The sequence below is a fragment of the Streptomyces sp. LMG1-1-1.1 genome, assembly GCF_040815545.1.
Classification (GTDB): Bacteria; Actinomycetota; Actinomycetes; order Streptomycetales; family Streptomycetaceae; genus Streptomyces.
Map to the genome: position 1 here is coordinate 397,143 of NZ_JBFPNH010000021.1, position 25,633 is coordinate 422,775.

At 73.4% G+C, this 25,633-nt stretch carries 25 protein-coding genes; 9 read left to right on the top strand and 16 right to left on the bottom strand.

The genetic code is table 11. The annotated features are described in order from the left end of the window. Positions 1 to 67 precede the first annotated feature (67 nt). Positions 68 to 616 (top strand): bacterial proteasome activator family protein, encoded by a 549-nt coding sequence (locus tag MRBLMG1_RS12480; protein ID WP_367823616.1) that lies wholly within the window; start codon positions 68 to 70, stop codon positions 614 to 616. A gap of 132 nt (positions 617 to 748) precedes the next feature. Here the strand turns inward: MRBLMG1_RS12480 and MRBLMG1_RS12485 are convergent, their stop codons facing one another. The 7 genes from MRBLMG1_RS12485 to pdhA all read right to left on the bottom strand — a co-directional run bounded on the left by MRBLMG1_RS12485 (position 749) and on the right by pdhA (position 8,725). Then, a complete protein-coding gene (locus MRBLMG1_RS12485; protein WP_367823618.1) occupies positions 749 to 1,735 on the bottom strand; it encodes an NAD(P)H-quinone oxidoreductase in 987 nt (328 codons plus the stop codon). 41 nt (positions 1,736 to 1,776) lie between these two features. Continuing rightward, positions 1,777 to 2,862, bottom strand: coding sequence for a potassium channel family protein (locus MRBLMG1_RS12490; protein ID WP_367823620.1), 1,086 nt, complete (start codon positions 2,860 to 2,862; stop codon positions 1,777 to 1,779). Then, on the bottom strand, positions 2,859 to 4,220 hold the full coding sequence (locus MRBLMG1_RS12495) for a molybdopterin molybdotransferase MoeA (RefSeq protein ID WP_367823622.1): 1,362 nt from the start codon (positions 4,218 to 4,220) through the stop codon (positions 2,859 to 2,861). Before MRBLMG1_RS12495 ends, MRBLMG1_RS12490 begins: the two co-directional genes overlap by 4 nt. Beyond that, entirely contained in the window at positions 4,217 to 5,071 is an 855-nt protein-coding gene (locus MRBLMG1_RS12500) for an NTP transferase domain-containing protein (protein WP_367823624.1), read from the bottom strand. Before MRBLMG1_RS12500 ends, MRBLMG1_RS12495 begins: the two co-directional genes overlap by 4 nt. Positions 5,072 to 5,142: 71 nt before the next feature. After that, positions 5,143 to 6,528: a dihydrolipoamide acetyltransferase family protein gene (locus MRBLMG1_RS12505; protein ID WP_367823625.1), complete on the bottom strand. Its 1,386-nt coding sequence runs from the start codon at positions 6,526 to 6,528 to the stop codon at positions 5,143 to 5,145. Beyond that, positions 6,528 to 7,565: an alpha-ketoacid dehydrogenase subunit beta gene (locus MRBLMG1_RS12510; RefSeq protein ID WP_367823627.1), complete on the bottom strand. Its 1,038-nt coding sequence runs from the start codon at positions 7,563 to 7,565 to the stop codon at positions 6,528 to 6,530. The genes MRBLMG1_RS12505 and MRBLMG1_RS12510 overlap by 1 nt, the downstream gene beginning before the upstream one ends. Beyond that, positions 7,565 to 8,725 (bottom strand): pyruvate dehydrogenase (acetyl-transferring) E1 component subunit alpha, encoded by a 1,161-nt coding sequence (gene pdhA, locus MRBLMG1_RS12515; RefSeq protein WP_367823628.1) that lies wholly within the window; start codon positions 8,723 to 8,725, stop codon positions 7,565 to 7,567. Before pdhA ends, MRBLMG1_RS12510 begins: the two co-directional genes overlap by 1 nt. A 177-nt stretch (positions 8,726 to 8,902) precedes the next feature. On the opposite strand from pdhA, the gene MRBLMG1_RS12520 reads away from it, so the two are divergent. Then, the gene (locus tag MRBLMG1_RS12520) at positions 8,903 to 9,442 is read left to right on the top strand and encodes an Lrp/AsnC family transcriptional regulator (protein ID WP_414721567.1); all 540 of its coding nucleotides are present in this window, start codon (positions 8,903 to 8,905) and stop codon (positions 9,440 to 9,442) included. A 227-nt stretch (positions 9,443 to 9,669) separates the two neighbouring features. Here the strand turns inward: MRBLMG1_RS12520 and MRBLMG1_RS12525 are convergent, their stop codons facing one another. Further along, positions 9,670 to 10,263 (bottom strand): TetR/AcrR family transcriptional regulator, encoded by a 594-nt coding sequence (locus MRBLMG1_RS12525; RefSeq protein WP_367823630.1) that lies wholly within the window; start codon positions 10,261 to 10,263, stop codon positions 9,670 to 9,672. Then, the gene (locus tag MRBLMG1_RS12530; RefSeq protein WP_367823632.1) at positions 10,260 to 11,822 is read right to left on the bottom strand and encodes a 3-hydroxyacyl-CoA dehydrogenase; all 1,563 of its coding nucleotides are present in this window, start codon (positions 11,820 to 11,822) and stop codon (positions 10,260 to 10,262) included. The genes MRBLMG1_RS12525 and MRBLMG1_RS12530 overlap by 4 nt, the downstream gene beginning before the upstream one ends. A gap of 125 nt (positions 11,823 to 11,947) precedes the next feature. Between MRBLMG1_RS12530 and paaN the strand changes: the two genes are divergently transcribed. Continuing rightward, the gene (gene paaN, locus MRBLMG1_RS12535) at positions 11,948 to 13,645 is read left to right on the top strand and encodes a phenylacetic acid degradation protein PaaN (protein WP_367823634.1); all 1,698 of its coding nucleotides are present in this window, start codon (positions 11,948 to 11,950) and stop codon (positions 13,643 to 13,645) included. A gap of 43 nt (positions 13,646 to 13,688) precedes the next feature. Here paaN and MRBLMG1_RS12540 read toward each other — a convergent pair whose 3' ends face one another. From MRBLMG1_RS12540 to MRBLMG1_RS12550, 3 genes are all read right to left on the bottom strand, one after another. Further along, positions 13,689 to 14,384, bottom strand: coding sequence for a TrmH family RNA methyltransferase (locus MRBLMG1_RS12540; RefSeq protein ID WP_367823635.1), 696 nt, complete (start codon positions 14,382 to 14,384; stop codon positions 13,689 to 13,691). After that, the gene (locus tag MRBLMG1_RS12545) at positions 14,381 to 15,652 is read right to left on the bottom strand and encodes an HTTM domain-containing protein (RefSeq protein ID WP_367823710.1); all 1,272 of its coding nucleotides are present in this window, start codon (positions 15,650 to 15,652) and stop codon (positions 14,381 to 14,383) included. The genes MRBLMG1_RS12540 and MRBLMG1_RS12545 overlap by 4 nt, the downstream gene beginning before the upstream one ends. A gap of 122 nt (positions 15,653 to 15,774) precedes the next feature. Beyond that, positions 15,775 to 16,524, bottom strand: coding sequence for a DUF5819 family protein (locus MRBLMG1_RS12550; protein WP_367823712.1), 750 nt, complete (start codon positions 16,522 to 16,524; stop codon positions 15,775 to 15,777). A 130-nt stretch (positions 16,525 to 16,654) separates the two neighbouring features. Here MRBLMG1_RS12550 and paaA point away from each other — a divergent pair, with 130 nt between their 5' ends. The 6 genes from paaA (at position 16,655) to MRBLMG1_RS12580 (ending at position 21,627) form a co-directional block, all read left to right on the top strand. Beyond that, a complete protein-coding gene (gene paaA, locus MRBLMG1_RS12555) occupies positions 16,655 to 17,671 on the top strand; it encodes a 1,2-phenylacetyl-CoA epoxidase subunit PaaA (protein ID WP_367823637.1) in 1,017 nt (338 codons plus the stop codon). Further along, positions 17,668 to 17,955: a 1,2-phenylacetyl-CoA epoxidase subunit PaaB gene (paaB, locus tag MRBLMG1_RS12560; protein ID WP_367823639.1), complete on the top strand. Its 288-nt coding sequence runs from the start codon at positions 17,668 to 17,670 to the stop codon at positions 17,953 to 17,955. Before paaA ends, paaB begins: the two co-directional genes overlap by 4 nt. Continuing rightward, positions 17,952 to 18,689: a 1,2-phenylacetyl-CoA epoxidase subunit PaaC gene (gene paaC, locus MRBLMG1_RS12565; protein WP_367823640.1), complete on the top strand. Its 738-nt coding sequence runs from the start codon at positions 17,952 to 17,954 to the stop codon at positions 18,687 to 18,689. Before paaB ends, paaC begins: the two co-directional genes overlap by 4 nt. Further along, positions 18,683 to 19,180: a 1,2-phenylacetyl-CoA epoxidase subunit PaaD gene (paaD, locus tag MRBLMG1_RS12570; RefSeq protein ID WP_367823642.1), complete on the top strand. Its 498-nt coding sequence runs from the start codon at positions 18,683 to 18,685 to the stop codon at positions 19,178 to 19,180. The genes paaC and paaD overlap by 7 nt, the downstream gene beginning before the upstream one ends. Next, positions 19,181 to 20,269, top strand: a complete 1,089-nt coding sequence (locus MRBLMG1_RS12575) for a 2Fe-2S iron-sulfur cluster-binding protein (RefSeq protein WP_367823643.1) — start codon at positions 19,181 to 19,183, stop codon at positions 20,267 to 20,269. A gap of 224 nt (positions 20,270 to 20,493) precedes the next feature. After that, the gene (locus tag MRBLMG1_RS12580) at positions 20,494 to 21,627 is read left to right on the top strand and encodes an acyl-CoA dehydrogenase family protein (RefSeq protein WP_367823644.1); all 1,134 of its coding nucleotides are present in this window, start codon (positions 20,494 to 20,496) and stop codon (positions 21,625 to 21,627) included. A 79-nt stretch (positions 21,628 to 21,706) separates the two neighbouring features. On the opposite strand, the gene MRBLMG1_RS12585 is transcribed toward MRBLMG1_RS12580, so the two are convergent. From MRBLMG1_RS12585 to MRBLMG1_RS12600, 4 genes are all read right to left on the bottom strand, one after another. Beyond that, on the bottom strand, positions 21,707 to 22,051 hold the full coding sequence (locus MRBLMG1_RS12585; RefSeq protein WP_367823646.1) for a rhodanese-like domain-containing protein: 345 nt from the start codon (positions 22,049 to 22,051) through the stop codon (positions 21,707 to 21,709). 55 nt (positions 22,052 to 22,106) lie between these two features. Next, a complete protein-coding gene (locus MRBLMG1_RS12590; protein ID WP_367823648.1) occupies positions 22,107 to 22,925 on the bottom strand; it encodes a hypothetical protein in 819 nt (272 codons plus the stop codon). A 46-nt stretch (positions 22,926 to 22,971) separates the two neighbouring features. Next, positions 22,972 to 24,441, bottom strand: a complete 1,470-nt coding sequence (locus tag MRBLMG1_RS12595) for a DUF2252 domain-containing protein (RefSeq protein WP_367823650.1) — start codon at positions 24,439 to 24,441, stop codon at positions 22,972 to 22,974. A gap of 118 nt (positions 24,442 to 24,559) precedes the next feature. Next, positions 24,560 to 25,606, bottom strand: a complete 1,047-nt coding sequence (locus MRBLMG1_RS12600) for a hypothetical protein (RefSeq protein WP_367823652.1) — start codon at positions 25,604 to 25,606, stop codon at positions 24,560 to 24,562. Between the last annotated feature and the right edge of the window lie 27 nt (positions 25,607 to 25,633).

Here is a 25,633-nt window from a genome sequence, read left to right on the forward strand (position 1 = left end):
GAGGGTGGATCACCCCCGTACAGGGGCACACCAGTGGGTGACGCGATGTGTACGAGAGAATGGCGGCATGGAGATGCCGAGGAATGACAGGTCGCAGGAGAGCCCCCAGGTCCTCATCGTGGGACAGGACGGGATGGCGCTCGGCGGCACTCAGGGCGACGACGAACCCCGCGAGGTCCCGGTGACGGAAATGGTCGAGCAGCCTGCGAAGGTCATGCGGATCGGCAGCATGATCAAGCAGCTCCTGGAGGAAGTACGCGCGGCACCTCTCGACGAGGCCAGCCGGGTCAGGCTCAAGGACATCCACGCCAGCTCGGTGAAGGAGCTGGAGGACGGGCTCGCGCCCGAACTGGTCGAGGAGCTGGAGCGGCTCTCGTTGCCCTTCACGGACGAGGCGATCCCCTCCGAGGCGGAGCTGCGCATCGCGCAGGCCCAGCTGGTGGGCTGGCTGGAAGGCCTCTTCCACGGCATCCAGACGGCGTTGTTCGCCCAGCAGATGGCGGCCCGTGCCCAGCTGGAGCAGATGCGGCGCGCCCTCCCGCCGGGCGCGTCCCACGACGAGGACGACGACGACCGCGGCCACGGCCACGCGGTGCGCTCGGGACCGTACCTGTAGATCCGCTCGTACGCAGGAGGGGCCCGGCGCGGCGCCCGCCCGGGACCTGGTCCGCAGGTCCCGCCGGCCATCGAGGAGGGGCCCGGCACCGTGCGTGTGCCGGGCCCCTTCGTCGTCCTCGCCGTGCGGGCGTCAGCCCCGGGGGGCGAGCAGCAGCACCTTGCCGACGTGACCGCCGGAGTCCAGCGCCCGGTGCCCGTCGGCGGCCTCCGGCATCGGCACCGTACGGTCGACGACCGGCTTGACCGTGCCCGCGCCGACCAGGGGCCAGACGTGCTCGCGGACGGCGGCGACGATCGCCGCCTTCTCCTCCACGGGCCGGGAGCGCAGCGTGGTCGCCATGACGGCCGCGCGCTTGGCGAGCAGCGCCCCGATGTTCAGCTCGCCCTTCACCCCGCCTTGGAGGCCGATGATCACCAGCCGGCCGTTCAGGGCCAGCGCCTTCACGTTCCGCTCCAGGTACTTGGCGCCCATGATGTCCAGGATGACGTCCGCGCCCGCCCCGTCCGTCGCCTTGGCCAGCTCCTCGACGAAGTCCTGCTCGCGGTAGTCGATGAGGATGTCCGCCCCCAGCTCGGCGCAGCGCGCCAGCTTCTCCGGACCGCCGGCCGTGACCGCGACCCGCGCACCGACCGCCTTCGCCAGCTGGATCGCCATCGTGCCGATGCCGCTCGCGCCGCCGTGCACGAGCAGCGTCTCGCCCGGCCGCAGGTGCGCGATCATGAAGATGTTGGACCAGACCGTGCACGCGACCTCGGGGAGCGCGGCGGCCGTGGCCAGGTCGACGCCCTCCGGCACCGGAAGGAGCTGGCCGACCGGGACCACGACCTTCTCCGCGTAACCGCCGCCGACGAGCAGGGCGCAGACCTCGTCGCCGACGGACCAGCCCGACACCCCGGGGCCGACGGCCGCGATCCGGCCCGAGCACTCGAGGCCGGGGTAGGGGGAGCTGCCCGGCGGCGGGTTGTAGAAGCCCTGGCGCTGGAGCAGATCGGCGCGGTTGACCGCGCTGGCCACCACCTCGACGAGGACCTCGCCCTCGCCGGGTACGGGATCGGGCACCTCGGCCCAGACGAGGGCCTCGGGACCACCGGGTTCCGGAATCGTGATCGCATACATGGCGGCGAGGCTACTCCCGCGGCTCCCGCAGGCCGCCGTGTTCAGTCCTCCGGCGGCGTGGAGAGCGGCGTCACCGGTGCGGCGCGGACGATGGTGATCACCCGGTCGGTGAGCTGGAGCGGGCTGGCGGCGGCGTCGTCGTAGCCGAGCAGCCGGTGGCCGCGGAGCACGCTCACCACCAGGTCCTCGGTCTCCCGCACGCTCTTGCCGGCCTCGCTCTTGGTCACCGGGCGTTCGACGAGGTCGAGGCCGGAGCCCTGCTGGATCAGGTCCTCCATCACGGTGCCCGCGCTGGGGCTCAGGACGGAGAGGCCGAGCAGGCGCCCGGCGGCGCTGGCGCTGGTGATGACCGCGTCGGCACCGGACTGGCGGAGCAGCGGCGCGTTCTCCTCCTCGCGGACCGCGGCGACGATCTTCGCGCCCCGGTTGAGTTGCCGGGCCGTCAGGGTGACCAGGACGGCCGTGTCGTCGCGCTGGGTGGCGATGACGATCTGACGGGCCCGCTGCACCTCGGCGCGGAGCAGCACGTCGCTGCGGGTCGCGTCGCCGATGACGCCGACGAAGCCGTCCGCGTTCGCCGTCTCGATCACCTTGGTGGAGGGATCGACGATGACGATCTGTTCCTTGCGGAGCCCCGTGGCGCAGAGGGTCTGGATCGCGGACCGCCCCTTCGTCCCGAAGCCGACGATGACGGTGTGGTCGCGCAAGGTGGACCTCCAGCGGTTCAGCCGGAACTCCTCCCGGGTCCGCTCGGTGAGGACCTCGAGAGTGGTGCCGACCAGGATGATCAGGAAGAGCACGCGCAGGGGCGTGACGAGCAGGATGTTGGCGAGCCGTGCCGAGTCGCTGTACGGGACGATGTCGCCGTATCCCGTGGTGGAGAGCGTGACGGTCGCGTAGTAGACGCTGTCCAGGAAGTCGACCGTCTCGTCGGCGTTGTCGTGGTAGCCCGCGCGGTCGATGTAGACGATGAAGACCGTCAGCATCAGCACGCCCAGCGCCATGAGGAGCCTCTTGCCGACCTGGCGGAGCGGCTTCTCGACGACCCGCCGGGGCAGCCTGACCTGCGGGCCGGAGATCCTCTCGTCGGCGTGGCGGGCCATCACGTCACGGCTGGGTAGTTTCACGTGAAACACGCTCCTTGGGCCGGAACGGCCCCCGCCGCCGGCCACGGAAGATCGAGGACGGTCAGCTCCTGGCCGGGCCGCGCGCCGCCCGGCGGGATGACGGCCATGCCGTCGGCCGCGGCGATGCCCCTGAGCATGGCCGGTCCGTTGAAGTGGAGGGGAACGGCCCGCCCGCCGTGGCGGACGACCGGAACGAGCCGGGTGTCGTGGGGATGCCCGTGCACCTCGTCCGCCACGGGGGAGCGGTGCTCGGCGAGGGCGTTCCCGGCCAGGGCCGCGAGCAGCGGCTCGGCGAGGGTGAGGAGCCCGGAGACGGCGGCGAGCGGGTTGCCGGGGAGTCCGACGAGGTGACGATCGCCGCCCAGGGCCGCCAGGAGCATCGGATGGCCCGGCCGGACCTTCACGCCGTCGACCAGGAAGGTCGCCCCCGCCTTGTCGAGCACCTGGTGGGCGTGGTCGACCGGGCCCGCGGCGGTGCCGCCGGTGGTGACGACCAGGTCGGCGGGGGATCCGGTGACGGCCGCGTACAGCGCCTCGGCGTCGTCGCCGAGCCGGCGGGTACCGAGCACCTCGGCGCCGAGCGCCTCCAGCCAGGGGCCGAGCATCGGGCCGAGGGCGTCCCGGATGAGGCCCTCGCGGGGGAGCCCCGCCGTGAGCAGCTCGTCGCCGAGGACCAGGATCTCCACCCTCGCGCGGGGTCGTACGCGCAGCTCGTCGTAGCCCGCGGCGGCGGCGAGGCCCAGCACGGCGGGCGTCACGGCACTGCCCGCCGGAAGCAGCTCGTCCCCGGCCCGGCACTCCTGGCCCCGGGGGCGGATGTCCTGCCCCGCCAGGACCTCGCGAAGGGCATGCAGGACGAGCCTGCCGGGCCGCTCGGTCCTGGCGTGCTCGCTGCGGATGACGGCGGTGGTCCCGGGCGGGACGGGGGCGCCGGTGGCGATCCGTACGGCCTCGCCCTCGGCCGGTACGACGACGGGCGCGTGCCCCGCGAGGACGGCGCCCTCCTCGCGTACGGCCCAGGGGCCGGGACCGACGACGGCCCAGCCGTCCATGGCGGAGGTGTCGAAGGAGGGCAGATCGGTGAGGGCCGCGAGCGGCTCGGCGATGACCCGCCCGAGCGCCTGCCCGAGCGGGACGGCCACCGGCTCCCGGTCGGCCCCGGCGCGGACGGCGCTCCCGGCGAGGACGGCGGCGGCTCGCGCCTCCGGCCAGGGGGTGGCGCGGTGCGGCCGCTCCGCCTTCACCGGCGCGTCGGAGCCGGCACCGGCACCGGAGTCCTCTGAGGCCTCTGAGGTCGCGGAGGCCTCTGAGGTCGCGGCGGGCTGTTCCGCCAGGGGGACGGGTTCCGTCGGACTCATCCGGCCTCGTCCTGTTCGGCGGCCCAGCGCTGGGCCAGCGCCGCGGCCTTGCGTGCGGCTTCGGCGACCGCCTCCGGGCCGCCCTCGGGGCCGGCGAGCGCCGCCGCGTACCCGACCAGGAACGTGGTCAGGGGTGCGGCGGGGCGGGCCACGCCGTGCGCGGCGTCACGGGCGAGATCGAGCAGCGCGCCGGTGTCGACGTCCAGCTCGATGCCCAGTTCGTTCTTGACTGCGGTGATCCATTCGTCCAGCACGGTCCCATGCTCCCTGATGCGGGCCCGGGCGATGGCGATGTCCTCCCAGGTGTCGCAGTCGAAGGAGGCCAGGGGCCCCGCAGGGACCCGGGTGGGGCGGAGGGCGCGCGTGAGTCCGCGCAGCGGCAGGTTCGCGAGGCCGTCGTGGTCCGCGGTGAGCCGGGCGAGTTCGCGGCGGAGCGGGCCGGACCGGTAGGCGGCGACCAGCGGCTGGTCCCGGCCTTCCGCGTCGGCGAGCAGGGCGACCTCGGCCTCGGGGGCCGCGGCGAGGGCGTCGAGGAGGTGCAGGACGGTGGCGGCGTCGAGGAAGGGGAGGTCCGCGGAGAGGACGAGGAGGACGTCGGCCTCCGTCTGCCGCGCCCCGGCGTCGAGGGCGGCCAGCGGGCCACCGCCGGGAGGGTCCTCCCTGGTCCAGCGGACCGGACGGACGGTCGGGCGCGGGTCTCCGACGACCACGGTCCGGCCGGCGTCGGAGCAGACCGCGAGCACCCGGTCGAGCAGCGTCCGGCCCCCGACCCGTACCCCGGGTTTGTCGGAACCGCCGAGACGCCGGGCGGCTCCCCCGGCGAGCACGACGGCGTCGTATGCGGTGGTCACCCCAGCAGTATGGGCCGAGGGGCCATGGACGTCCGGCCCGTCCCACGGAGGGAGACGGGCCGGACGATCCGTCAGACCGTACGGAGCAGGACCGCGGGCTGTTCGACGCAGTCCGCGACGTACCGCAGGAAGCCGCCCGCCGTGCCGCCGTCGCAGACGCGGTGGTCGAAGGTGAGCGAGAGCTGCACCACCTGACGGACGGCCAGTTCGCCCTGGTGCACCCAGGGCTTGGGGATGATCCGCCCGACGCCGAGCATGGCGGCCTCGGGGTGGTTGATGATCGGCGTGGAGCCGTCGACCCCGAACACCCCGTAGTTGTTCAGGGTGAACGTGCCGCCGGTCAGATCGGCCGGGGTCAGCGCGGACTGCCGGGCGGCCTCCGTCAGCCGGGCGAACTCGGCCGTCAGCGACTCGGCCGTCCGCCGCCCCGCGTCCTTGACCACGGGGACGACCAGGCCGCGCGGGGTCTGGGCGGCGAAGCCGAGGTGCACGGACGGCAGCCGGACGATCTCCCGGGCGGCGGTGTCCACCGTGGAGTTGAGCTCGGGGAACCGGTCCAGGGCGTGGACGCAGATCCGGGCGAGGAGCGCGAGCAGCGAGATCTTCGGCCCGCCCGCCGCGTTCATCGCCGCCCGCGCCGCCATCAGCTCGGTCGCGTCGGCGTCGACCCAGCAGGTCGCGTCCGGGATCTCCGTACGGCTCCGGGACAGCTTGTCCGCCACCGCGCCCCGGATCCCGCGCAGCGGAATCCGCTCGCCGGCCGCCGCGACGGGAGCCGCGACCGGGCTCGGGGCGGGCGCCGGGGCGGCGACCGGCCGTTCGAGGGCCGCGATGGCGAGCTCCACGTCGGCCCGCAGGATCAGCCCCTCGGGACCCGACCCGCGCACCTCGCGCAGGTCGATCCCCCGGTCCCTGGCCAGCTTCCGCACGAGCGGCGAGATGACGGGCACCGGGCCCGCGTGCCCGTCGGACACAGGGGCCGGGACGGCCACGGGCGCCGGAGCGGCGACGGGAGCGGCGACCGGCGTTTGGGCGCCGACCGGCTGCTGTGCGGCGACCGGGTTCGTGTGCCGGACCCGGCGGCGGCGGGCGGCGGGCTCGGCCGTGCCGTACCCGACCAGCACGTTGCCCGAGTACTCCGAGGAGACGGCCTCGGCGGCCGTGGGAGCCGCTTCGGGAGCCGCCTCCGCGAGCTCCTCGGGCGCGCCCGTGCCGCCGACGGCAACCGTCAGGAGCGGCGCGCCGACGGGCAGTTCGGTGCCCTCCTCGCCGTACCGGGCGGTGACGACACCGCCGTACGGGCAGGGCACCTCGACCATGGCCTTGGCCGTCTCGACCTCGACGACCGGCTGGTCGATGGCGACGACGTCGCCGACGGCGACCAGCCAGCGCACGATCTCGGCCTCGGTGAGTCCCTCACCGAGGTCCGGCAGCTTGAACTCCAGCACCTGGGCCATCAGTTCCCCGCTTCCCACTGCAGCCGCGCCACCGCGTCGAGGACCCGGTCCACGCCGGGCAGGTGGTGCCGTTCCAGCATCGGCGGCGGATACGGGATGTCGAAGCCCGCGACCCGCAGCACCGGTGCCTCCAGGTGGTGGAAGCAGCGCTCGGTCACCCGGGCGGCGATCTCCGCGCCGGGGCCGCCGAAGCCGGTCGACTCGTGGACGACGACCGCGCGGCCGGTGCGCCGCACCGAGGCGCAGACGGTCTCGTCGTCGAAGGGCACGAGGGAGCGGACGTCGACGACCTCCAGGTCCCAGCCCTCGGCCTGGGCGGCCTCGGCGGCCTCCAGGCAGACCGGCAGCGAGGGGCCGTAGGTGATCAGGGTGGCGCCGGTGCCCCGGCGCCGTACGACGGCCTTGCCGATCGGCTCGACGGGCGCGGGCGCCTCGGGGGACCAGTCGGACTTGGACCAGTAGAGCCGCTTGGGCTCCAGGAAGACCACCGGGTCGTCGGAGGCGATGGCCGCGCGCAGCAGCCCGTAGGCGTCCTCGACGGTGGCCGGGGTGACGACGTGCAGCCCCGGGGTGGCCGTGTAGTAGGCCTCGGAGGAGTCGCTGTGGTGCTCGACGCCGCCGATGCCGCCGCCGTACGGGACGCGGATGACGATCGGCATCGGCAGCGCGCCGCGGGTGCGGTTGCGCATCTTCGCCACGTGCGAGAGCAGCTGCTCGAACGCCGGGTAGGCGAAGGCGTCGAACTGCATCTCGACGACCGGCCGCAGGCCGTACATGGCCATGCCGACGGCCGCGCCGAGGATGCCGGCCTCGGCCAGCGGCGTGTCCGTACAGCGGTCCTCGCCGAACTCCTTGGCGAGCCCGTCGGTGACCCGGAAGACGCCGCCGAGGGTGCCGACGTCCTCACCCATCACGTGGACGGTCGGGTCCTCGGCCATCGCGTCGCGCATGGCGCGCTGGAGCGCCTGCGCCATCGTGGCCGGCTTGGCCTTCCCGGCGGCCTTGGCCGCCGCGGGGCCGGTCGTCGCGGTCGTCATCACGCCTCACCCTCGGCTTCGAGCTCGGCGCGCAGCTGCGCCGCCTGTTCGCGCAGCTGCGTCGTCTGCTCGGCGTACACGTGGGAGAAGAGCTCCATCGGGTCGAGCACCGGGTCGGCGTTCATCCGTTCGCGCAGCTCCGCCGCCATCGTCTCGGCGGCCTCCGCCGCCGCGCGCCGGCCGTCCTCGTCGAGCAGGCCGCGCTCGGTCAGTTCCCGTTCGAGGAGCAGGATCGGGTCGTGTGCCCGCCAGGTCTCGACCTCGCCGGCCGTCCGGTAGCGGGTGGCGTCGTCGGCGTTGGTGTGGGCGTCGATCCGGTAGGTGACGGCCTCGACCAGGGTGGGGCCGCCGCCGCGCCGGGCGCGGGCCACAGCCTCGGTCAGCACCTGGTGGACGGCGACCGCGTCGTTTCCGTCGACGAGCCGGCCCGGCATCCCGTATCCGACGGCCTTGTGGGCGAGGGAGGGGGCGGCGGTCTGCTTGGCGAGCGGCACGGAGATCGCGAAGCCGTTGTTCTGGACGAAGAAGACCACGGGGGCCTGCCAGACGGCCGCGAAGTTCAGGGCCTCGTGGAAGTCGCCCTCGCTGGTGCCGCCGTCGCCGACCATGGCGAGCGCGACGACGTCGTCGCCCTTGAGCCGGGCGGCGTGGGCGAGGCCCACGGCGTGCGGGAGCTGGGTGGCGAGCGGGGTGCAGAGCGGCGCGATGCGGTGCTCGCGCGGGTCGTACCCGGTGTGCCAGTCGCCGCGCAGCAGGGTCAGCGCCTGTACGGGGTCGAGGCCGCGGGCGACGGCCGCCAGCGTGTCGCGGTACGAGGGGAAGAGCCAGTCCCGCTCCTCCAGGGCGAGGGCGGCGGCGATCTCGCACGCCTCCTGGCCGGTGGTGGACGGGTACACGGCGAGCCGGCCCTGCTTGGTGAGCGCGGTGGCCTGCGTGTTGTACCGGCGGCCGCGGATCAGCTCCGCGTACAGCCGCAGCAGCAGCGCGGGGTCGGCGTCGGCCACGGCGTCCGTGCCGAGCACGCGCAGCGGCTCGGCGTCGGGCAGCAGCGGGGCGGGGTCGGTACGCGGCTGCCACGCCGGCGGCGGGGTGGGCCGGTAGGCGTCGACGGCAGCGGGCGGCTCTTGGACTGTCGAACTGCGCTGTTGCAACGAGTCCACCTCCTCGTGGGAGCGGGCATAAGACCCGAAGGCGGGTGGCGCGAGTGTGGCGCGCCTCACCTACCGATTGTTCGGTCGTGGAGGCATTTTGGCTACAGGCACCTCCAGCCTGTGGACAAACGGTTCTCCACAGCTTGGGATAAGGGCAGGTCGTCCACCGGAGAGAGGCGGGGGCACATGGCGGATGAACAAATGGCCGAGGACTGGGAGCAGATCGTCGCGCCGGGACCGGCGACGGGACTCCCGGGGCCTCCGGCGCGCCCCCTGGACGCCATCGACCGCGACATCCTGCGCATCCTGCAGACGGACGGTCGCGCCTCGATCCGCTCCGTGGCCGAGCGGGTGCACGTCTCCCGGGCCAACGCGTACGCGAGGATCAACCGGCTCATCGACGACGGGGTGATCCGCGGCTTCAGCGCGCGCGTGAACCACGAGCGGGCGGGGCACGGCGCCTCCGCCTACATCACGCTCAAGATCGTCCAGAATTCCTGGCGGACCGTGCGCGAGCAGCTCCAGGCGCTGCCGGGAGCCGCGCATATCGCCCTGGTCAGCGGCGATTTCGACGTCCTGCTACTGGTCCACACTCCCGACAACCGGACCCTGCGCGAGCTGGTGCTCACCAAGCTCCAGTCGATCCCCGAGGTCCTCTCCACCCGGACCCTGCTGGTCTTCGAGGAGACCGACCTCGACCCCGACCACCGCGACCGGAGCCGCTGACGGCCCCCACAGGGCCGTACGGGTGATCAGCGGGCGCGCGGGGGCCACGGCGGGGCGGGAACAGGGCCCGGGCCCGCCCACGGGCGCCGGCGGCCCGTACGACGGGGCCGGCGGCCCGTACGAAGGTCTGCGGCACGCACGGCGGCCAGGCGGGCCCGTAGGGCACCGGCGGCCCGCACCACAGCCCCGGCAGGCCCGTATTCCGGCGCCGGCGGCCGTACGGCAGGTCAGCGGGTCGCGCGGAGCCCGTCGAAGGCCAGGTGCGCCACGGTCTCGGCGAGCTGGTCGCGCTCCGCGACCGAGTCCGGGTGCGGCCGGTACCACTCCACCAGCGAGTTGATCATGCCGAAGAGGAGTCGGGTGGCGAGCCGGATGTCCACGTCCGCCCGCAGGTCGCCCTCGGCGGCGGCGGCCTTCAGCAGGTCGGCCACCCGGTGGTCGAACTCGCGGCGCCGTTCCATCGCCCACCGCTCGGTCGCGGTGTTGCCCCGCACGCGCAGCAGCAGCGTCACGTACGGCAGCTCCGCTATCAGCACCTCGACGGTCCGCCGCGTCACGTGCTCGACCCGCTCGACGGCCCGGCCGCTCGATGCCCCCGGCTCGTCGAGGATCGCGAAGAGCCCGTCGAGCGCCCGGCTGACCGCCCGCCGCAGCAGCTCCTCCTTGCCGGACACGTGGTGGTAGATCGAGGACTTCGAGATCCCCGCGGCCTTGGACAGGTGCTCCATGGACGTGCCGTCGTAGCCGCGCTCGTTGAAGATCCGCACCGCGACCGAGAGCAGCGTCTCGGGGGTGTACGTGTCGCGCTTCGCCGTGGTCATCGAGAGTCCTCCTCGTCGGCCTCGGCGCACCGGCGGGCGACCGCCCGGCTCGGCCCGTACCGGCCCGTCGGGTAGCGCTCGTGCAGCGCCGACAGCAGGTCGCAGACGCGCCGGGGCCCCAGCTTCTCCGCCCACTCCAGTGGGCCTGCCGGGTAGTTGACCCCGAGCCGCATCGCCGTGTCCACGTCCTCGGCGGTGGCGACGCCCCGGTCGACCGCGTCGGCCGCCAGATCGGCCAGCATCGCGACCGTACGGGCGACGATCATGCCGGGCACGTCGCCGATCACCGACACCTGTTTGCCCAGCGCCTGGAAGAGCCCCACGGCCTCGGCGAGGGTCTCGGGCGCGGTGCGCCGGCCGGTGGAGAGCACCATCCGGCTCGCGCGCGCGTAGTCGAGGGCGAGGTCGAAGTAGACGATCTCCTCGGGGGAGTACTCGAAGGAGCTCTCGCCGTCCGCGAGACCGAGCAGGCCGCCGCCCGGCAGCTTGATGTGCCCGTCCCCCTTCATGCGACGGACCTTGATCCCCGCCTCCTCGAAGAGCCCCACCAGCGGCTCGGCGGGCCCCAGGTCGCCGGACACGACGATCTTCTCGGGCGCCTCCGCCGGCGGCGCCGTGTGCGGCTCGGGCCGCTCGGCTCCCTCCGCGTACGAGAACCAGCCGTGGCCCGTCTTGCGGCCGAGCCGGCCCGACTCGACGAGCCGCCGCTGCGCGAGCGAGGGCGTGAACTTGGGGTCCTGGTAGAAGGACTCCCAGACCGAGCGGGTGACGGCCTCGTTCACGTCCTGGCCGATGAGGTCGGTCAGCTCGAACGGGCCCATGCGGAAGCCGCCGCACTCGCGCAGGGCGGCGTCGATGGTGGCGGGGTCGGCCGCGCCCTCCTCGAACACCCGCAGCGCCTCCGCGTAGAAGGGGCGGGCGACCCGGTTCACGATGAAGCCCGGGGTGTCCGCGCAGCGCACCGGCGTCTTGCCCCAGCCCCGCACCGTCTCGTACGCGCGCGTGGCGACGTCCGCGTCGGTGGCGAAGCCGCTGACGACCTCGACGAGGGGGAGCAGCGGCGCGGGGTTGAAGAAGTGCAGTCCGACGAACCGGCCGGGGAGGCGCAGCCCTCCCGCGATGGCGGTGACGGAGAGGGAGGAGGTGTTCGTGGCGAGGACGGTGTCGTCGCCGACGATCTTCTCCAGGTCGGCGAAGAGCCGCTGCTTGATGTCGAGGTTCTCGACGATCGCCTCGATCACGAGGGCGGAGTCGGCGAGCTCGGCGGGGTCCTCCGCCGCGTACAGCCGGCCGACGGCCGCTTCGCGCGCGGCGGCGTCGAGGCGCCCCTTCTCGACGAGCCGGTCCAGGCGCGCGGTCAGGGCGGCGACGGCTTCGGCGGCCCGGCCGGGGGCGCTGTCGTAGAGGCGCACGGGATGGCCCGCGACCAGGGCGACCTGGGCGATGCCCTGGCCCATGGTTCCGGTGCCGACCACGGCGACGGTGCGGTCCCGGCCCACGGCGGCGGTCTCACTGGCGGTCACGTCGTCGCTCCCCCTGACGGTCACGTTGGCGCTCATAGGAGTGATCCTCCCCGATGGGTTTTCCACAGGATCGACGGACCCCCTTGTCCCGACCGATCGTTCGGTTACTCTAACTCCGTACGCGTCTCCCTGCCCAGCTCGACGAGGAGTTGGTCCATCCCATGGCCATCGCTCAGCTGACCACCGACCGTCTGGCCGAGAAGCACCGGTCCACGCTCGACCAGGCACTCGACACCATCCGCAGTCGTGCCTACTGGTCGCCGCACCCCGAGCACCCGAAGGCGTACGGCGCGGACGGCTCGCTCGACGCCGCGGCCGGCCTCGCCGCCCACCAGGCCCTGCTGAACACCCGCTTCGAGCTCGACCAGCCGGGCACGGACGGCTGGACCGGTGGCGAGACCTCGCCGTTCGGCCCGTCCCTGGGCATCGAGTACCCGCACGCCGACATCGACGTGCTGCTCCCCGCCATGCGCGCGGGCATGGCCGCCTGGCGGGACGCCGGCGCCGAGACCCGTGCCCTGGTCTGCCTGGAGATCCTCGCCCGGATCTCCGCCCGCACCCACGAGTTCGCCCACGCCGTCATGCACACCAGCGGTCAGGCGTTCATGATGGCGTTCCAGGCCGGCGGCCCGCACGCCCAGGACCGCGGCCTCGAGGCCGTGGCGTACGCGTACGCGGAGCAGACCCGCACCCCCGCCGGCCGGGCCGGCTGGTCCAAGCCTCAGGGCAAGCGCGACCCCCTGGAGCTCAGCAAGGAGTTCACCCCGGTCGGTCGCGGCATCGCCCTGATGATCGGCTGCAACACCTTCCCCACGTGGAACGGCTACCCGGGCCTGTTCGCCTCGCTCGCGACCGGCAACCCGGTCCTGGTCAAGCCGCACCCGCGCGCGGTCCTGCCGCTCGCGCTCACCGTCCGGGTCGCCCGCGAGGTGCTCGCCGAGGCCGGCTTCGACCCGAACCTGGTGGCGCTCGCCGTCGAGCGCCCGGGCGAGGGCATCGCCAAGACCCTGGCCGTGCGTCCGGAGATCCGGATCATCGACTACACGGGCTCGACCGAGTTCGGCGACTGGCTGGAGGAGAACGCCCGCCAGGCGCAGGTCTACACCGAGAAGGCCGGCGTCAACACGGTCGTGGTCGACTCCACCGCCGACTACAAGGGGATGCTGTCCAACCTGGCGTTCTCGCTGTCCCTGTACAGCGGCCAGATGTGCACCACCCCGCAGAACCTGCTGATCCCCCGCGACGGCATCACCACCGACCAGGGCCCCAAGTCGTACGACGAGGTCGTCGCCGACCTCGCGACCGCGGTCGGCGGCCTGCTCGGCGACGACGCCCGGGCGAACGGCCTGCTCGGCGCCCTGGTCAACCCGGACGTGAAGGCCCGCCTCGAGGCCGCCGCCGGTCTCGGCGAGGTGGCGCTCGCCTCCCGCGAGGTGGTCAACCCGGAGTACCCGGACGCCGTGGTCCGCACCCCGGTCATCGTGAAGCTGGACGGCTCCAAGCCGGACGCCCAGGCCGCGTACTTCTCGGAGTGCTTCGGCCCGGTCTCCTTCGCCGTCTCGGTGGACTCCACCGCCGACGCCCTGGAGCTGCTCCGCCGCACGGTCCGCGAGAAGGGCGCCATGACCGTCGGCGCCTACACGACCTCGGCGGACACCGAGCGCGCGGTGGAGGAGGTCTGCCTGGAGGAGTCGGCGCAACTGTCGCTGAACCTCACGGGCGGCGTGTTCGTCAACCAGACGGCCGCGTTCTCCGACTTCCACGGCTCCGGCGGCAACCCGGCGGCGAACGCGGCGCTGTGCGACGGTGCCTTCGTCTCCAACCGCTTCCGGGTGGTGGAGGTCCGCCGCCAGGCCTGACCCGGCGGCCGGTGCGGGGGCCCTCAGGGCCTCCGCACCCCCCTCAGGGGGTCTCGATCTCCGCGTACCGCTGCACCCACGCGTGCATGGCGATGGCGGCGGCGGCCCCCGCGTTGATCGACCGGGTCGAACCGAACTGGGCGATCGAGCAGACCATCTCCACGTGCGCGCGGGCCTCCTCGGTGAGACCGGGGCCCTCCTGCCCGAAGAGCAGCACACAGCGGCGGGGCAGCACGGTCCGCTCCAGCGGCACGGCGCCGGGCAGGTTGTCGATCCCGATGACGGGCAGGCCCTCGGCAGCCGCCCACGAGGTCAGCGACTCGGTGTCCTGGTGGTGCCGCACGTGCTGGTAGCGGTCGGTGACCATGGCGCCGCGCCGGTTCCAGCGCCGCCGGCCCACGATGTGGACCTCCTTCGCCAGGAACGCGTTGGCGGTCCGCACCACCGACCCGATGTTGAAGTCGTGGCCCCAGTTCTCGACCGCCACGTGGAAGTCGTGGCGCCGGGTGTCGAGGTCGGCGACCACCGCCTCCTGCGTCCAGTACCGGTAGCGGTCCACGACATTGCGCCGGTCGCCTCCGGCGAGCAGCTCGGGGTCGTACCGCTCGCCCTCGGGCCACGGCCGCGGGTGCGGCCCGACGCCGACCTCGGGGCCGAACCCCTCGTCGTACTGGACCGGCTCGGCGGTCTCGGCCCGCGCGGCCGGCTCGGCTCCTGGCTGCTCTTCGGTGGTGCTCACCCGACGAGGGTACGGGGACCGTGTTCCTCACCCGTACGGCGCTGCTCGGGCACCGCCTTCGCGGGAAGCCGCCTCAGGAGCCGGTCCCTGCCCCGTGCCGCCCGGCCGCCGAGTGCCACCAGGAAGGCCGTGGGCAGGAACACCGCGTCGGCGGAGATCATCGCGAGCGAGAAGACCGGCAGCCCGAGGAGCACGGCGATCCCGGCGTGCTCCAGCATCATCACGACCAGCAGGACGTTCTTGACCTTGCGGTTGAAGAGCGTGAACGGGAAGGCGACCTGGACGATCACCGTGCCGTAGGTCAGCAGCATCACCATGACCCCGCTGGCGCCGAGCAGGCCGGAGACGGCGGGCCACGGTGAGAAGTAGTCGAGGTGGAGCGGGTAGAACAGCGCGGTGCCGTCCTGCCAGCGCGAGCCCTGGATCTTGTACCAGCCGGCCGTGGCGTAGATCAGGCAGACCTCGGCCATGATCACGGCGAGGGCGGCGTTGTGCGCGAGGTGCGCGAGGGCGTCGAGCAGGACGCGCGGCTCCCCCGGCGCATTCCGGCACACCACCCACCAGAGCGCGTTCCCGAGCCACAGCACCCACATCAGCACCAGCAGCCACCACTCGCCGGTGACGTCGGCGAACCAGGTGGCGGCCAGGAGGAAACCGCCGAGCACGGTCCACAGCAGCGGACCGACGAGGTCGCGCCGCTCGGGTTCGCCGGCCGCGGCCGCCCGCGCCTCGCGGGCCGCCCGACGGGCGTCGAGGGACCAGACCTGGCCGCAGCGGGTCAGCACGAGGTAGATCGCGACGAGGTGGAGGACGTTGTCGCCGCCGTCGCCCACGAAGACGGAGCGGTTCTGCAGCGAGAGCACCCCGGCCATGAACACCACGGACACGGCCCGGGTGCGCCAGCCCACCAGGAGCAGGCCTGCGGAGAGCACCGCGAGCCCGTAGACCACCTCGAACCAGATCCGCCCGTCCGACCACATGAGCACGGTGAAGGCGTGGTTGCCGGACAGGAGTCGGCGGGCCATGTCCCAGGACCACGGGCCGTCGGGCCCGTACAGCTCCTGCCGGTGCGGAATCTCGCGCAGCAGGAAGAACAGCCAGGTCAGCGCGAAGCCGATCCGCACGATCGCGGTCTGGTACGGGCCGAGGGAACGGCCCGTGACGGTCTGGACGGCCCGGGCGAGCCGCCGGTCGAAGGGTTCCCCCGTACGCGCGCGCGTGGCGGGGGAAGCGCCCGCGGGCCCGTTCACCGGCTTCGGCTCGTTCATCGGCGTCGTCCCGCCCACCGGCGTCGTCCCGCTCACCGGGTTCGGCCCGCTCGTCGGCGTCGTCCCGCCCACCGGCGTCGTCCCGCTCACCGGGTTCGGCCCGTTCACCGGCGTCGGCTCGTTCATCGGCCCGCCTCCGTGCGGCTTCGGTCGGTTCCGGCGGGCCGGTCGGCGTCGGTGACCCGCCACCACGGGAGGTCGCGGTGGGACGGGGTGGCGTCGGTCTTCTCGGTGCTCCACTCGGGGGCAGGCACGGGGCGGGTGACGGTGCGCAGCTGGACGCGCCGCACGTCGGAGCCCTGGAGCGACGGGACGGAGTCCAGGCGGAGCAACGCGATCCGGTGGATGTACCGCTCCGAGAGGCGGCCGCGCAGCCCGTTGGGGCGGTTGTCGTCGGTGTGCGAGCCCCGGTAGAAGTCCACCGCCCGGCGGAGCTCGTTCTGCTGCGCGTGGCTGGGGACCGGGTTGTGGCGGATCGCCGTGATGTCCTGGGCGGTCAGGTCGATCCAGTCGGTGGTGCGGAGCTCCCCACCCTCGCCGGCGATCTCGGCGCGCACCTCCACGGAGAGGTTCTGCTGGAGCGGGTTCGGGGCGAAGAGCTTCCAGTTCTGTTCGAACTCGGGGTAGATCCAGTCGTCGACGGCCTGGCCGTGCCGCTGGGTCAGCGTGTTGGACGGCGCCACGTGCAGGAACACCATCGCCAGGTGGACGAGGGCGAACACCCCGACGACGGCGAGCGCCACGGCGACCGCGACCTGGTACGGCAGCGACAGGGCCGCGATCCCGGTGCCGTGCCCGGCCCCTGCGCCCTCTCCCCGGTGTTCCGCTTCCTCGGGTCCGGGCCGGTCGTCGCCCGCCTCGACCGCGTCCATTTCCACGTACGGGTCCATCCCGATCCGACCCCCAACGGCCCACCTCGGTCCATCACAGGGTTGACACCATACGGGCCGCCGACTCACCATTGAAGAGATTCAACCGAACGATCGGTCGGTAGGGGGTTCGATGACCGCAGTGACGGCAGGGACGGCAGCGAGCACGGGCACGCCCGGTGGCTCGGACGCGGCCGTGGCGGCGGAGCAGGCCGCTTACGAGGCCGTGTTCGACGCCGCCGTGGCCGCCGACGAGCGGATCGAGCCGCGCGACTGGATGCCCGAGGCGTACCGCGCCTCGCTCGTCCGGCAGATCGCGCAGCACGCCCACTCCGAGATCATCGGCATGCAGCCGGAGGCCAACTGGATCACCCGCGCGCCCTCGCTGCGGCGCAAGGCGATCCTCATGGCCAAGGTCCAGGACGAGGCCGGCCACGGCCTGTACCTGTACAGCGCGGCGGAGACCCTCGGCACCAGCCGCGACGAGCTGCTCGACAAGCTCCACTCCGGCCGCCAGAAGTACTCCTCGATCTTCAACTACCCCACGCTGACCTGGGCCGACGTCGGCGCCATCGGCTGGCTGGTGGACGGCGCCGCGATCACCAACCAGGTCCCGCTGTGCCGCTGCTCCTACGGGCCGTACGCCCGCGCGATGGTCCGCGTCTGCAAGGAGGAGTCCTTCCACCAGCGACAGGGGTACGAGGCCCTGCTCGCCCTCTCCCGCGGCACCGAGGCGCAGCACGCCATGGCGCAGGACGCGGTGGACCGCTGGTGGTGGCCCTCGCTGATGATGTTCGGCCCGCCGGACGCCGAGTCGACCCACACCGCCCAGGCGATGGACTGGAAGATCAAGCGCCACACCAACGACGAGCTGCGCCAGCGGTTCGTCGACATCGCCGTGCCCCAGGCGGAGGCCCTCGGACTCACCCTCCCGGACCCCGAGCTGCGGTGGAACGAGGAGCGCGGGCACTACGACTTCGGACCGATCGACTGGACCGAGTTCTGGGACGTCCTCAAGGGGAACGGCCCCTGCAACGACCAGCGGCTGAGCAAGCGGCGCCAGGCCCACGAAGACGGCGCCTGGGTCAGGGAAGCAGCCGCGGCCTACGCGGAGAAGCACACCGGCACGCACGGAGAGGCACAGGCATGACGAGCGACGGTTGGCCGCTGTGGGAGGTGTTCGTGCGCTCCCGCCGCGGACTGTCCCACACCCACGCGGGCAGTCTCCACGCGCCCGACGCGGAGATGGCCCTGCGCAACGCCCGCGACCTGTACACCCGCAGGAGCGAGGGCGTGTCGATCTGGGTCATCCCCTCCGCGGCGATCACCGCCTCCTCGCCGGACGAGAAGGACCCCTTCTTCGAGCCCTCCGCGGACAAGCCCTACCGCCACCCGACCTTCTACGAGATCCCGGAGGGGGTGAAGCACCTGTGAGCACCCCGACGACGCACGCGTCCGCCTCGTTCACCGGTGCCGCCCTCGCCCTCGGCGACGACGCCCTCGTCCTCTCCCACCGCCTGGGGGAGTGGGCCGGCGCCGCCCCCGTCCTGGAGGAGGAGGTCGCCCTGGCCAACATCGCCCTCGACCTCCTCGGCCAGGCCCGCGTCCTGCTCTCGCTCGCCGGCGACGAGGACGAACTCGCGTACCTCCGCGAGGAGCGCTCCTTCCGGAACGTCCAGCTGGTCGAACAGCCCAACGGCGACTTCGCCCACACCATCGCCCGGCAGCTGTACTTCTCCACCTACCAGCGGCTCCTGTACGGACAGCTGGCCGCCGGCGACGGCCCCTTCGCCGGCCTGGCCGCGAAGGCCGTCAAGGAGGTCGCGTACCACCAGGACCACGCCGAGCACTGGACCCTGCGCCTCGGCGACGGCACCGCCGAGAGCCACGACCGGATGCAGCGCGCGTGCGACGCCCTGTGGCGGTACACCGGCGAGCTGTTCCAGCCCGTCGACGGCCTCGACCTGGACCACGCGGCACTGGAGAGCGCCTGGCTCGCCTCGGTCACCGACGTCCTCGCCCGGGCCACGCTCACCGTGCCCGGCGGGCCGCGCACCGGCGCCTGGGCGGCCGGAGCGGGCCGACAGGGCCTGCACACCGAGTCCTTCGGCCGGATGATCGCCGAGATGCAGCACCTGCACCGCAGCCACCCGGGTGCGTCGTGGTGACCACGACCGCCCTGGAAGAGGAACTGAGCCGCATCGCCGGCGCGGTCCTCGACCCCGAGATGCCCGTCCTCACCCTGGAGGAACTCGGCGTCATGCGGGGCGTCCAGGTCCTCGGCCCCGGCCGCGTCGAGGTCGCCCTCACCCCGACCTACACGGGCTGCCCGGCGATCGAGGCCATGTCCTCCGACATCGAGCGCGCGCTCCACGAGCACGGCGTGCCGGAGGTCTCCGTCGTCACCGTCCTCGCGCCCGCGTGGTCCACCGACGACATCAGCGAGGAAGGCCGGCGCAAGCTCGCCGAGTTCGGCATCGCCCCGCCCCGCCCCCAGGGCCCCGCGGGCGGCCCCGTGCCGCTGACCCTCGCGATCCGCTGCCCCCACTGCGGCTCCACCGAGACCGAGCTGCTCAGCCGCTTCTCGTCCACGGCGTGCAAGGCACTGCGCCGCTGCACCGCCTGCCGCGAACCGTTCGACCATTTCAAGGAGTTGTAGATGGCGTCCTCAGGCTCCGGGCGGGCCGGATTCCAGCCGCTCCGGGTGAGCGGGGTCGAGCGGCTCACGGACGACTCCGTGGCCGTCGCCTTCGCGGTCCCGCCCGAACTCCACGACACCTACCGCCACCTCCCCGGCCAGCACCTCGCCCTGCGGCGCACCGGCGAGCAGGGCGAGGAGATCCGGCGCACGTACTCGATCTGCGCCCCCGCGGCCCCGGCCGGCGAAGCCCCCGTCCTGCGCGTCGGCATCCGGCTGGTCGACGGCGGCTCGTTCTCGACGTACGCGCTCAAGGAACTGGCCGTCGGCGACGTCGTCGAGGTCATGGAGCCCATGGGCCGCTTCACGCTCGCGCCGCGCCCCGGCCACTTCGCGGCCGTCGTGGGCGGCAGCGGCATCACCCCGGTCCTCTCGATGGCCGCCACCCTGCTCGCCCGTGAGCCGGAGGCCCGGTTCTGCCTGGTGCGGAGCGACCGCACCGCCGCGTCCACGATGTTCCTCGACGAGGTCGCCGACCTCAAGGACCGCTACCCGGACCGCTTCCAGCTGGTCACCGTGCTCTCCCGGGAGGAGCAGCAGGCGGGTCTGCCGTCCGGCCGCCTGGACCGCGAGCGGCTGGCGGGGCTGCTGCCCGCGCTGCTGCCGGTCGGCGAGATCGACGGCTGGTTCCTCTGCGGCCCGTTCGGGCTCGTCCAGGGCGCCGAGCAGGCCCTGCGCGGCCTCGGGGTGGACCGCTCCCGGATCCACCAGGAGATCTTCCACGTCGACGACGGCTCCGCACCGGCCGCGGCCCCGGCGGCCGACGCCCCCGCGCACGCCACGCTCACCGCGACCCTCCACGGCCGTTCCGGCACCTGGCCGGTCGACCGGGGCGAGACGCTGCTCGAGACGGTGCTCCGGGCCCGGGCCGACGCTCCGTACGCCTGCAAGGGCGGGGTGTGCGGCACCTGCCGGGCCTTCGTCGTCGGCGGAGAGGTGCGGATGGACCGCAACTTCGCCCTGGAACCGGACGAGACCGACGCCGGTTACGTCCTGGCCTGCCAGTCCCACCCCGTCACCGCGGACGTGGAGCTGGACTTCGACCGCTGACACCGGCAGCTGACACCGGCCGCCGGCGACGACCGCCGACCCCGCCCGCCGACAACGACCGTTGGGACCGGCGACCGCTGACACCGGCCGCCGACTCCGGTGGCCGGTGAAGTGCCTGCGCCGCCATTCCCTTCGCCTAGAACCTGTTCTATCTTGACGGTCCGTCAGGAGCACCAGGGCTGCGACGGGTTCGGCAGCGGGTACGGCAACGGGAGGGCAGGGCAGTGGACTTCACCTTCACCGAAGAGCAGCAGGCGGCCGCCGAGGCGGCCAAGGCGGTCTTCTCGGACGTCGTACCCGACGCGGTACCCAGCCCCGCCCTCACACCGGGTGCCGTGTCCGACGACTTCGACCGGCCGCTCTGGTCCCGCCTCGCCGCCGCCGACCTGCTCGGCCTCGTCCTGGCCCCCGAGCACGGCGGCGCCGGCCTCGACGCCGTCGCGCTCTGCCTCGTCCTGCGCGAGGCCGCCCGCGTCCTGGCCCGTGTCCCGCTCCTGGAGACCAGCGCGGTCGCCATGACCATCGAGCGGTACGCCGACCCGGAGACGGCCGCCGCCCTGCTCCCCCGTGTCGGGCGCGGCGAACTCGTCCTCACCGCCGCCTCCCAGGGGCGCACCGGCCACGACTCCGCCGACCTTGCCGTCACCGCCCGCCGCGACGGCACCGGCTGGCTCCTCGACGGCCTCCAGACCGCCGTCCCGTGGGCCCACGGCTCCGACCTCATCGCCGTCCCCGCACACACCTCCGACGGCCGCGCCGTCGTCGCCCTGCTGCCCCGGACCCACGAAGGCCTCGGCCTCACCGAGCAGTACTCCACCAGCGGCGAACTCCTCGCCCAAATACGGCTCGACGACGTCCGCCTCACGGCCGCCGACGTCATCGACGCCGACGGCGCCTGGGAACAGCTGCGCGCGATCCTCACCACCGGCACCTGCGCGCTCGCCCTCGGCCTCGGCGAGGCCGTCCTCACCATGACGAGCCAGTACACCGGCAAGCGCGAGCAGTTTGGCCACCCCGTGGCCACCTTCCAGTCCGTCGCCGTGCAGACCGCCGACCGCTACATCGACCTGCGCGCCATGGAAGCCACCCTCTGGCAGGCCGCCTGGCGCGTCTCCACCGGGGCCGACGGGGCGCTCCCCGCCGCCGGGGACATCGCCGTCGCGAAGATCTGGGCGTCCGAAGGCGTACGACGCGTGGTGCAGACCGCCCAGCACCTGCACGGGGGCTTCGGCGCCGACACCGACTACCCCCTGCACCGCTACCACGCCTGGGCCAAGCACCTCGAACTGTCCCTCGGCCCCGCCGCCGCCCACGAGGAGGCCCTGGGCGACCTCCTGGCCGCCCACCCTCTCGGCTAGGGGATGTCCGGCCCGATCGGCGGGAGTCCCCCGGAGGGGCCGCCAGCTCGGTCAGGGCCGGACGGGCCCTGGCACGGGGTCAGCGGACGAAGGCCGCGCCGCCGTCCTCCGACACCATCGGGCGGCCGACGCCGGCCCAGTCGAGCATCCCGCCGTCGACGTTCACCGCGTCGATGCCCTGCTGCACCAGGTACTGCGTGACCTGGGCGGAACGGCCGCCGACCCGGCACATCACATAGGCGCGACCGCGCTCGGCCACGGCCTCGGTCACCTCACCGAAGCGGGCGACGAAGTCGCTCATGGGAACGTGCAGCGCACCCTCGACATGACCGGCCTCCCACTCGTCGTCCTCCCTGACGTCCAGCACCAGGGCATCGACCGGCACGGAAGCCGCGTCCACCGAGGGCAGCGGGGAGAAATTCATGGGAACGGCCTTCTCTCGTCAGTACCGCCCGAGCGGTCTCGAGCGCACGGAAAACCTACTCCACCAGCCCCGCCAGCTGGGCCTCCCGCTCGGAAACCTGCGCGAGCAGCTGCTCGGCGATCTCCTCCAGGAGCCGGTCCGGATCGTCCGGCGCCATCCGCAGCATCGCGCCGATCGCGCTCTCCTCCAGCTCCCGCGCCAGGGCCGACAGCATGTCCTTGCGCTCCGCCAGCCACTCCAGGCGCGCGTACAGCTCCTCGCTCTCGCTGAGCCGCTGCTCGGCCGGCACCGGTCCGGCCTCCCACTCGGCGGACAGCTCGCGCAGGAGCGCCTCGTCGCCCCGGGCGTAGGCGGCGTTCACCCGGGTGATGAACTCCTCCCGCCGCTTCCGCTCGTCCTCCTCGCGGGCCAGGTCGGGGTGGGCCTTGCGGGCCAGCTCGCGGTAGAGCCTGCGCGCCTCCTCGCCGGGCCGGACCCGCTTCGGCGACTGCACGGGACGGTCGGTGAGCATCGCGGCGGCCTCGGGGGAGAGGCCGTCGGAGTCGATCCAGTCGTGGAACAGCTCCTCCACCCCCGGCATCGGCATGACCGCGGCCCGCGCCTCCTGCGCCTTCCGCAGGTCCTCCGGGTCCCCGCTGCGCGCCGCCCGGGCCTCGGCGATCCGCGCGTCGAGCTCGTCGAGCCGCGCGTACACCGGACCGAGCTTCTGGTGGTGCAGCCGCGAGAAGTTGTCCACCTCGACCCGGAAGGTCTCCACGGCGATCTCGAACTCGATCAGCGCCTGCTCGGCCACCCGCACGGCCTGTTCGAGACGCGCCTCGGGCCGCTCGTCCCCGGGTCCCTCGTTCTTGCCCTGGTCCACGCTCACGTCCACGCCCGCCCAGTCCTCGTTCCGCCTCGTCCCGTCCAGCCTACGGTCCTCACACGCCCCGCTCCGCCACGGTGCGACCGGTGCGGATCGCGGTGAGGAGGTCGGCGTGATCGGCCTCGGTGCGGTCCGCGTAACCGACCGCGAAGGTCGCCATGGCGTCGTCCAGCTCCTCGTTCTTCCCGCAGTAGCCGGCTATCAGGCGCGGGTCGGCGCTGTGGGCGTGGGCCCGGGCGAGCAGGGCGCCGGTCATCCGGCCGTAGTCGTCGACCTCGTCGGCGGTGAGGGCGGCGGGGTCGACGCTGCCCTTGCGGTTGCGGAACTGGCGCACCTGGAAGGGGCGCCCGTCGACCGTGGTCCAGCCGAGCAGGATGTCGCTCACGACCTGCATGCGCTTCTGTCCGAGGACCACCCGCCGGCCCTCGTGGCCGGGGTCGGGCGCGGGGAAGGCGGCGGGCAGGTGGGGGAGCAGCGCCGACGGCCGGGCCTCCTTGACCTGGAGCACCAGCGGCTCGCCCCGGTGGTCGAGGAGCAGCACGACGTAGGAGCGGGTGCCGACGCTGCCGGTGCCGACGACCCGGAAGGCGACGTCGTGGACGGCGTACCGCGCGAGGAGCGGCAGCCGGTCCTCGGACACGGTCTCCAGGTACGCGCCGAGGGAGAGGGCGACCTCGGCCGCCTCGGCGTCGGGGACCCGGCGCAGCACCGGGGGCGCGTCGACGAACCGGCGGCCGCCGCACTCCGCGTCGGTGACGGCCTCGGTCGACCGGGCGGCGAAGCGGGCGCTGGTGTTCTTGCGGGCCTTGGCGGAGACCCGCTCCAGGGTGCCGAGGAGGTCGCGGGCGTCGGTGTGGGAGACGAGCTCCTCGTCGGCGATGGCGTTCCAGGCGTCGTGTGCGGGGAGCCGGGCGAGCAGGCGCATGGTGCGCCGGTACGCGCCGACGGTGTCGAAGGCGGCGGCCCGGCAGGTCTCCTCGCTCGCGCCGACCTCGCGTCCGGCGAGGACGAGGGAGGTGGCGAGCCGCTTGAGGTCCCATTCCCAGGGGCCGACGACGGTCTCGTCGAAGTCGTTGAGGTCCATGACGAGTCGGCCGCGGGCGTCGCCGTAGAGGCCGAAGTTGGCGGCGTGGGCGTCGCCGCACAGCTGGGCGGCTATGCCGGTGACGGGTGTGCCGGCGAGGTCCTGGGCCATCAGTCCGGCGGAGCCGCGGAGGAAGGCGAAGGGGCTCGCCGCCATCCTGCCGACGCGCAGCGGCGCCAGCTCGGGGACCCGGCCCCGGTTCGACTCCTCGACGGCGCGGACGGCGTCGGGGCGGTCGGCGGCGAGGGCGGGCCGGTCGTGCGCGGTGCGCGGGACCGTCTCGCGCAGTCGCCTGCCCAGCTCCTTGGGGGAGGTCCCGCCGCCCGCGTCCGCGCCGGCGGCGGTGCGGCGCGCGAACCCCGGTACGTGCGGGACGCGGGAGCCCGCGGGCCCTCCGTCCGTACCGCGCTGCCCTGGTACGACGACCCTGTTCTCGTCCATGGGACGCCCTCCCCCGATGCGATGGTCCAACATCATTCGGCCCCGACCGTACAGCCGCGTCGGATCGGCCGTCTCCCCCTGTGGACGGGGCCCTGTGGACAACGTGCGCGGGCGGTGCTCAGACCGCGACCGCCTCCTCCATCTCCTCCTCGGTCGCGGCCGGGACCGCCGCCGGGACGTGCGGGTTGTCCACCGGCTTCCGGCGGGCTTCCGTGAGGCCGGCGGTGATGACGAGGGCGATGCCGGCGAGGAGCCAGAGGGAGAGGGTGAGGAGGTGTCCGCCGACCGCGTGCCCGTCGAGGTAGACGTGGCCGCGGACGCCTTCGACGAAGCCGGCGCCGTTCCAGAAGGCGTGCAGCGCACCGAAGAAGCCGGGCTGGAGTTCGGGCCGGTAGATGCCGCCGGAGCTCGTGAAGTTGAGCATGACGAAGAGCACCATGACGCCGAGGGTGGTCCAGCGGCGCAGGAAGGTGTGCAGGCCGACGCCGACGAGCAGGATGCCCGCCGCGTACAGCCAGGACATCGCCCACACCCCGCCGAGCCCCTGGTCGACGAGGTGGAAGACGGGTCCGGCGAAGAGGGTGCCGACGAGGCTGACGACGAGGGACATCCCGGCGGCGAGGAGGACCCTGATCCGCATGGGCAGGACGGCGCCGGCTCCGCCGATGACGGCGACCGAGGCGTACGCGCCGATGCTGAGGGCGACGAGCAGGAAGAAGACGCCCTGGCCCGTGGGGTCGCCGGAGGCGACGGGGGCGACGTCGGTGACCTCGAGCGGGGCGTCCTGGGCGGCCGCGACCTTGGTGAACACCTTCTCGACGGCCATGGCGCTGGTGTCGGAGGAGGCCGAGGCGACGAGCAGCTCGGGCTTCTCGCCGGGTATGTAGGCGCCGAAGCTGTCCTGTGTGCGCAAGGCGCTGACGGCGGTCGCCCGGTCGGCGACGGTACGGACGTCGAGGGCGCCCGCGCCCTTGTCCTGGAGGGTCTGCGCGAGGACCTGGGCGGTGGGGCCCGAGCCGACGACGTCGACGCGCAGATCGTGGGGGGCGGGGGCGTGGAAGGCGCCGAGGTAGGCGAGTCCCATGCCGACGCACATCAGCAGGGGGGTGAGCAGATGTCCGAGGACATGCCGCAACGCACCGGTGGTGTTCGGTCCTGCGGACACGAGACCTCCATGGTTGGCTTTTACAAC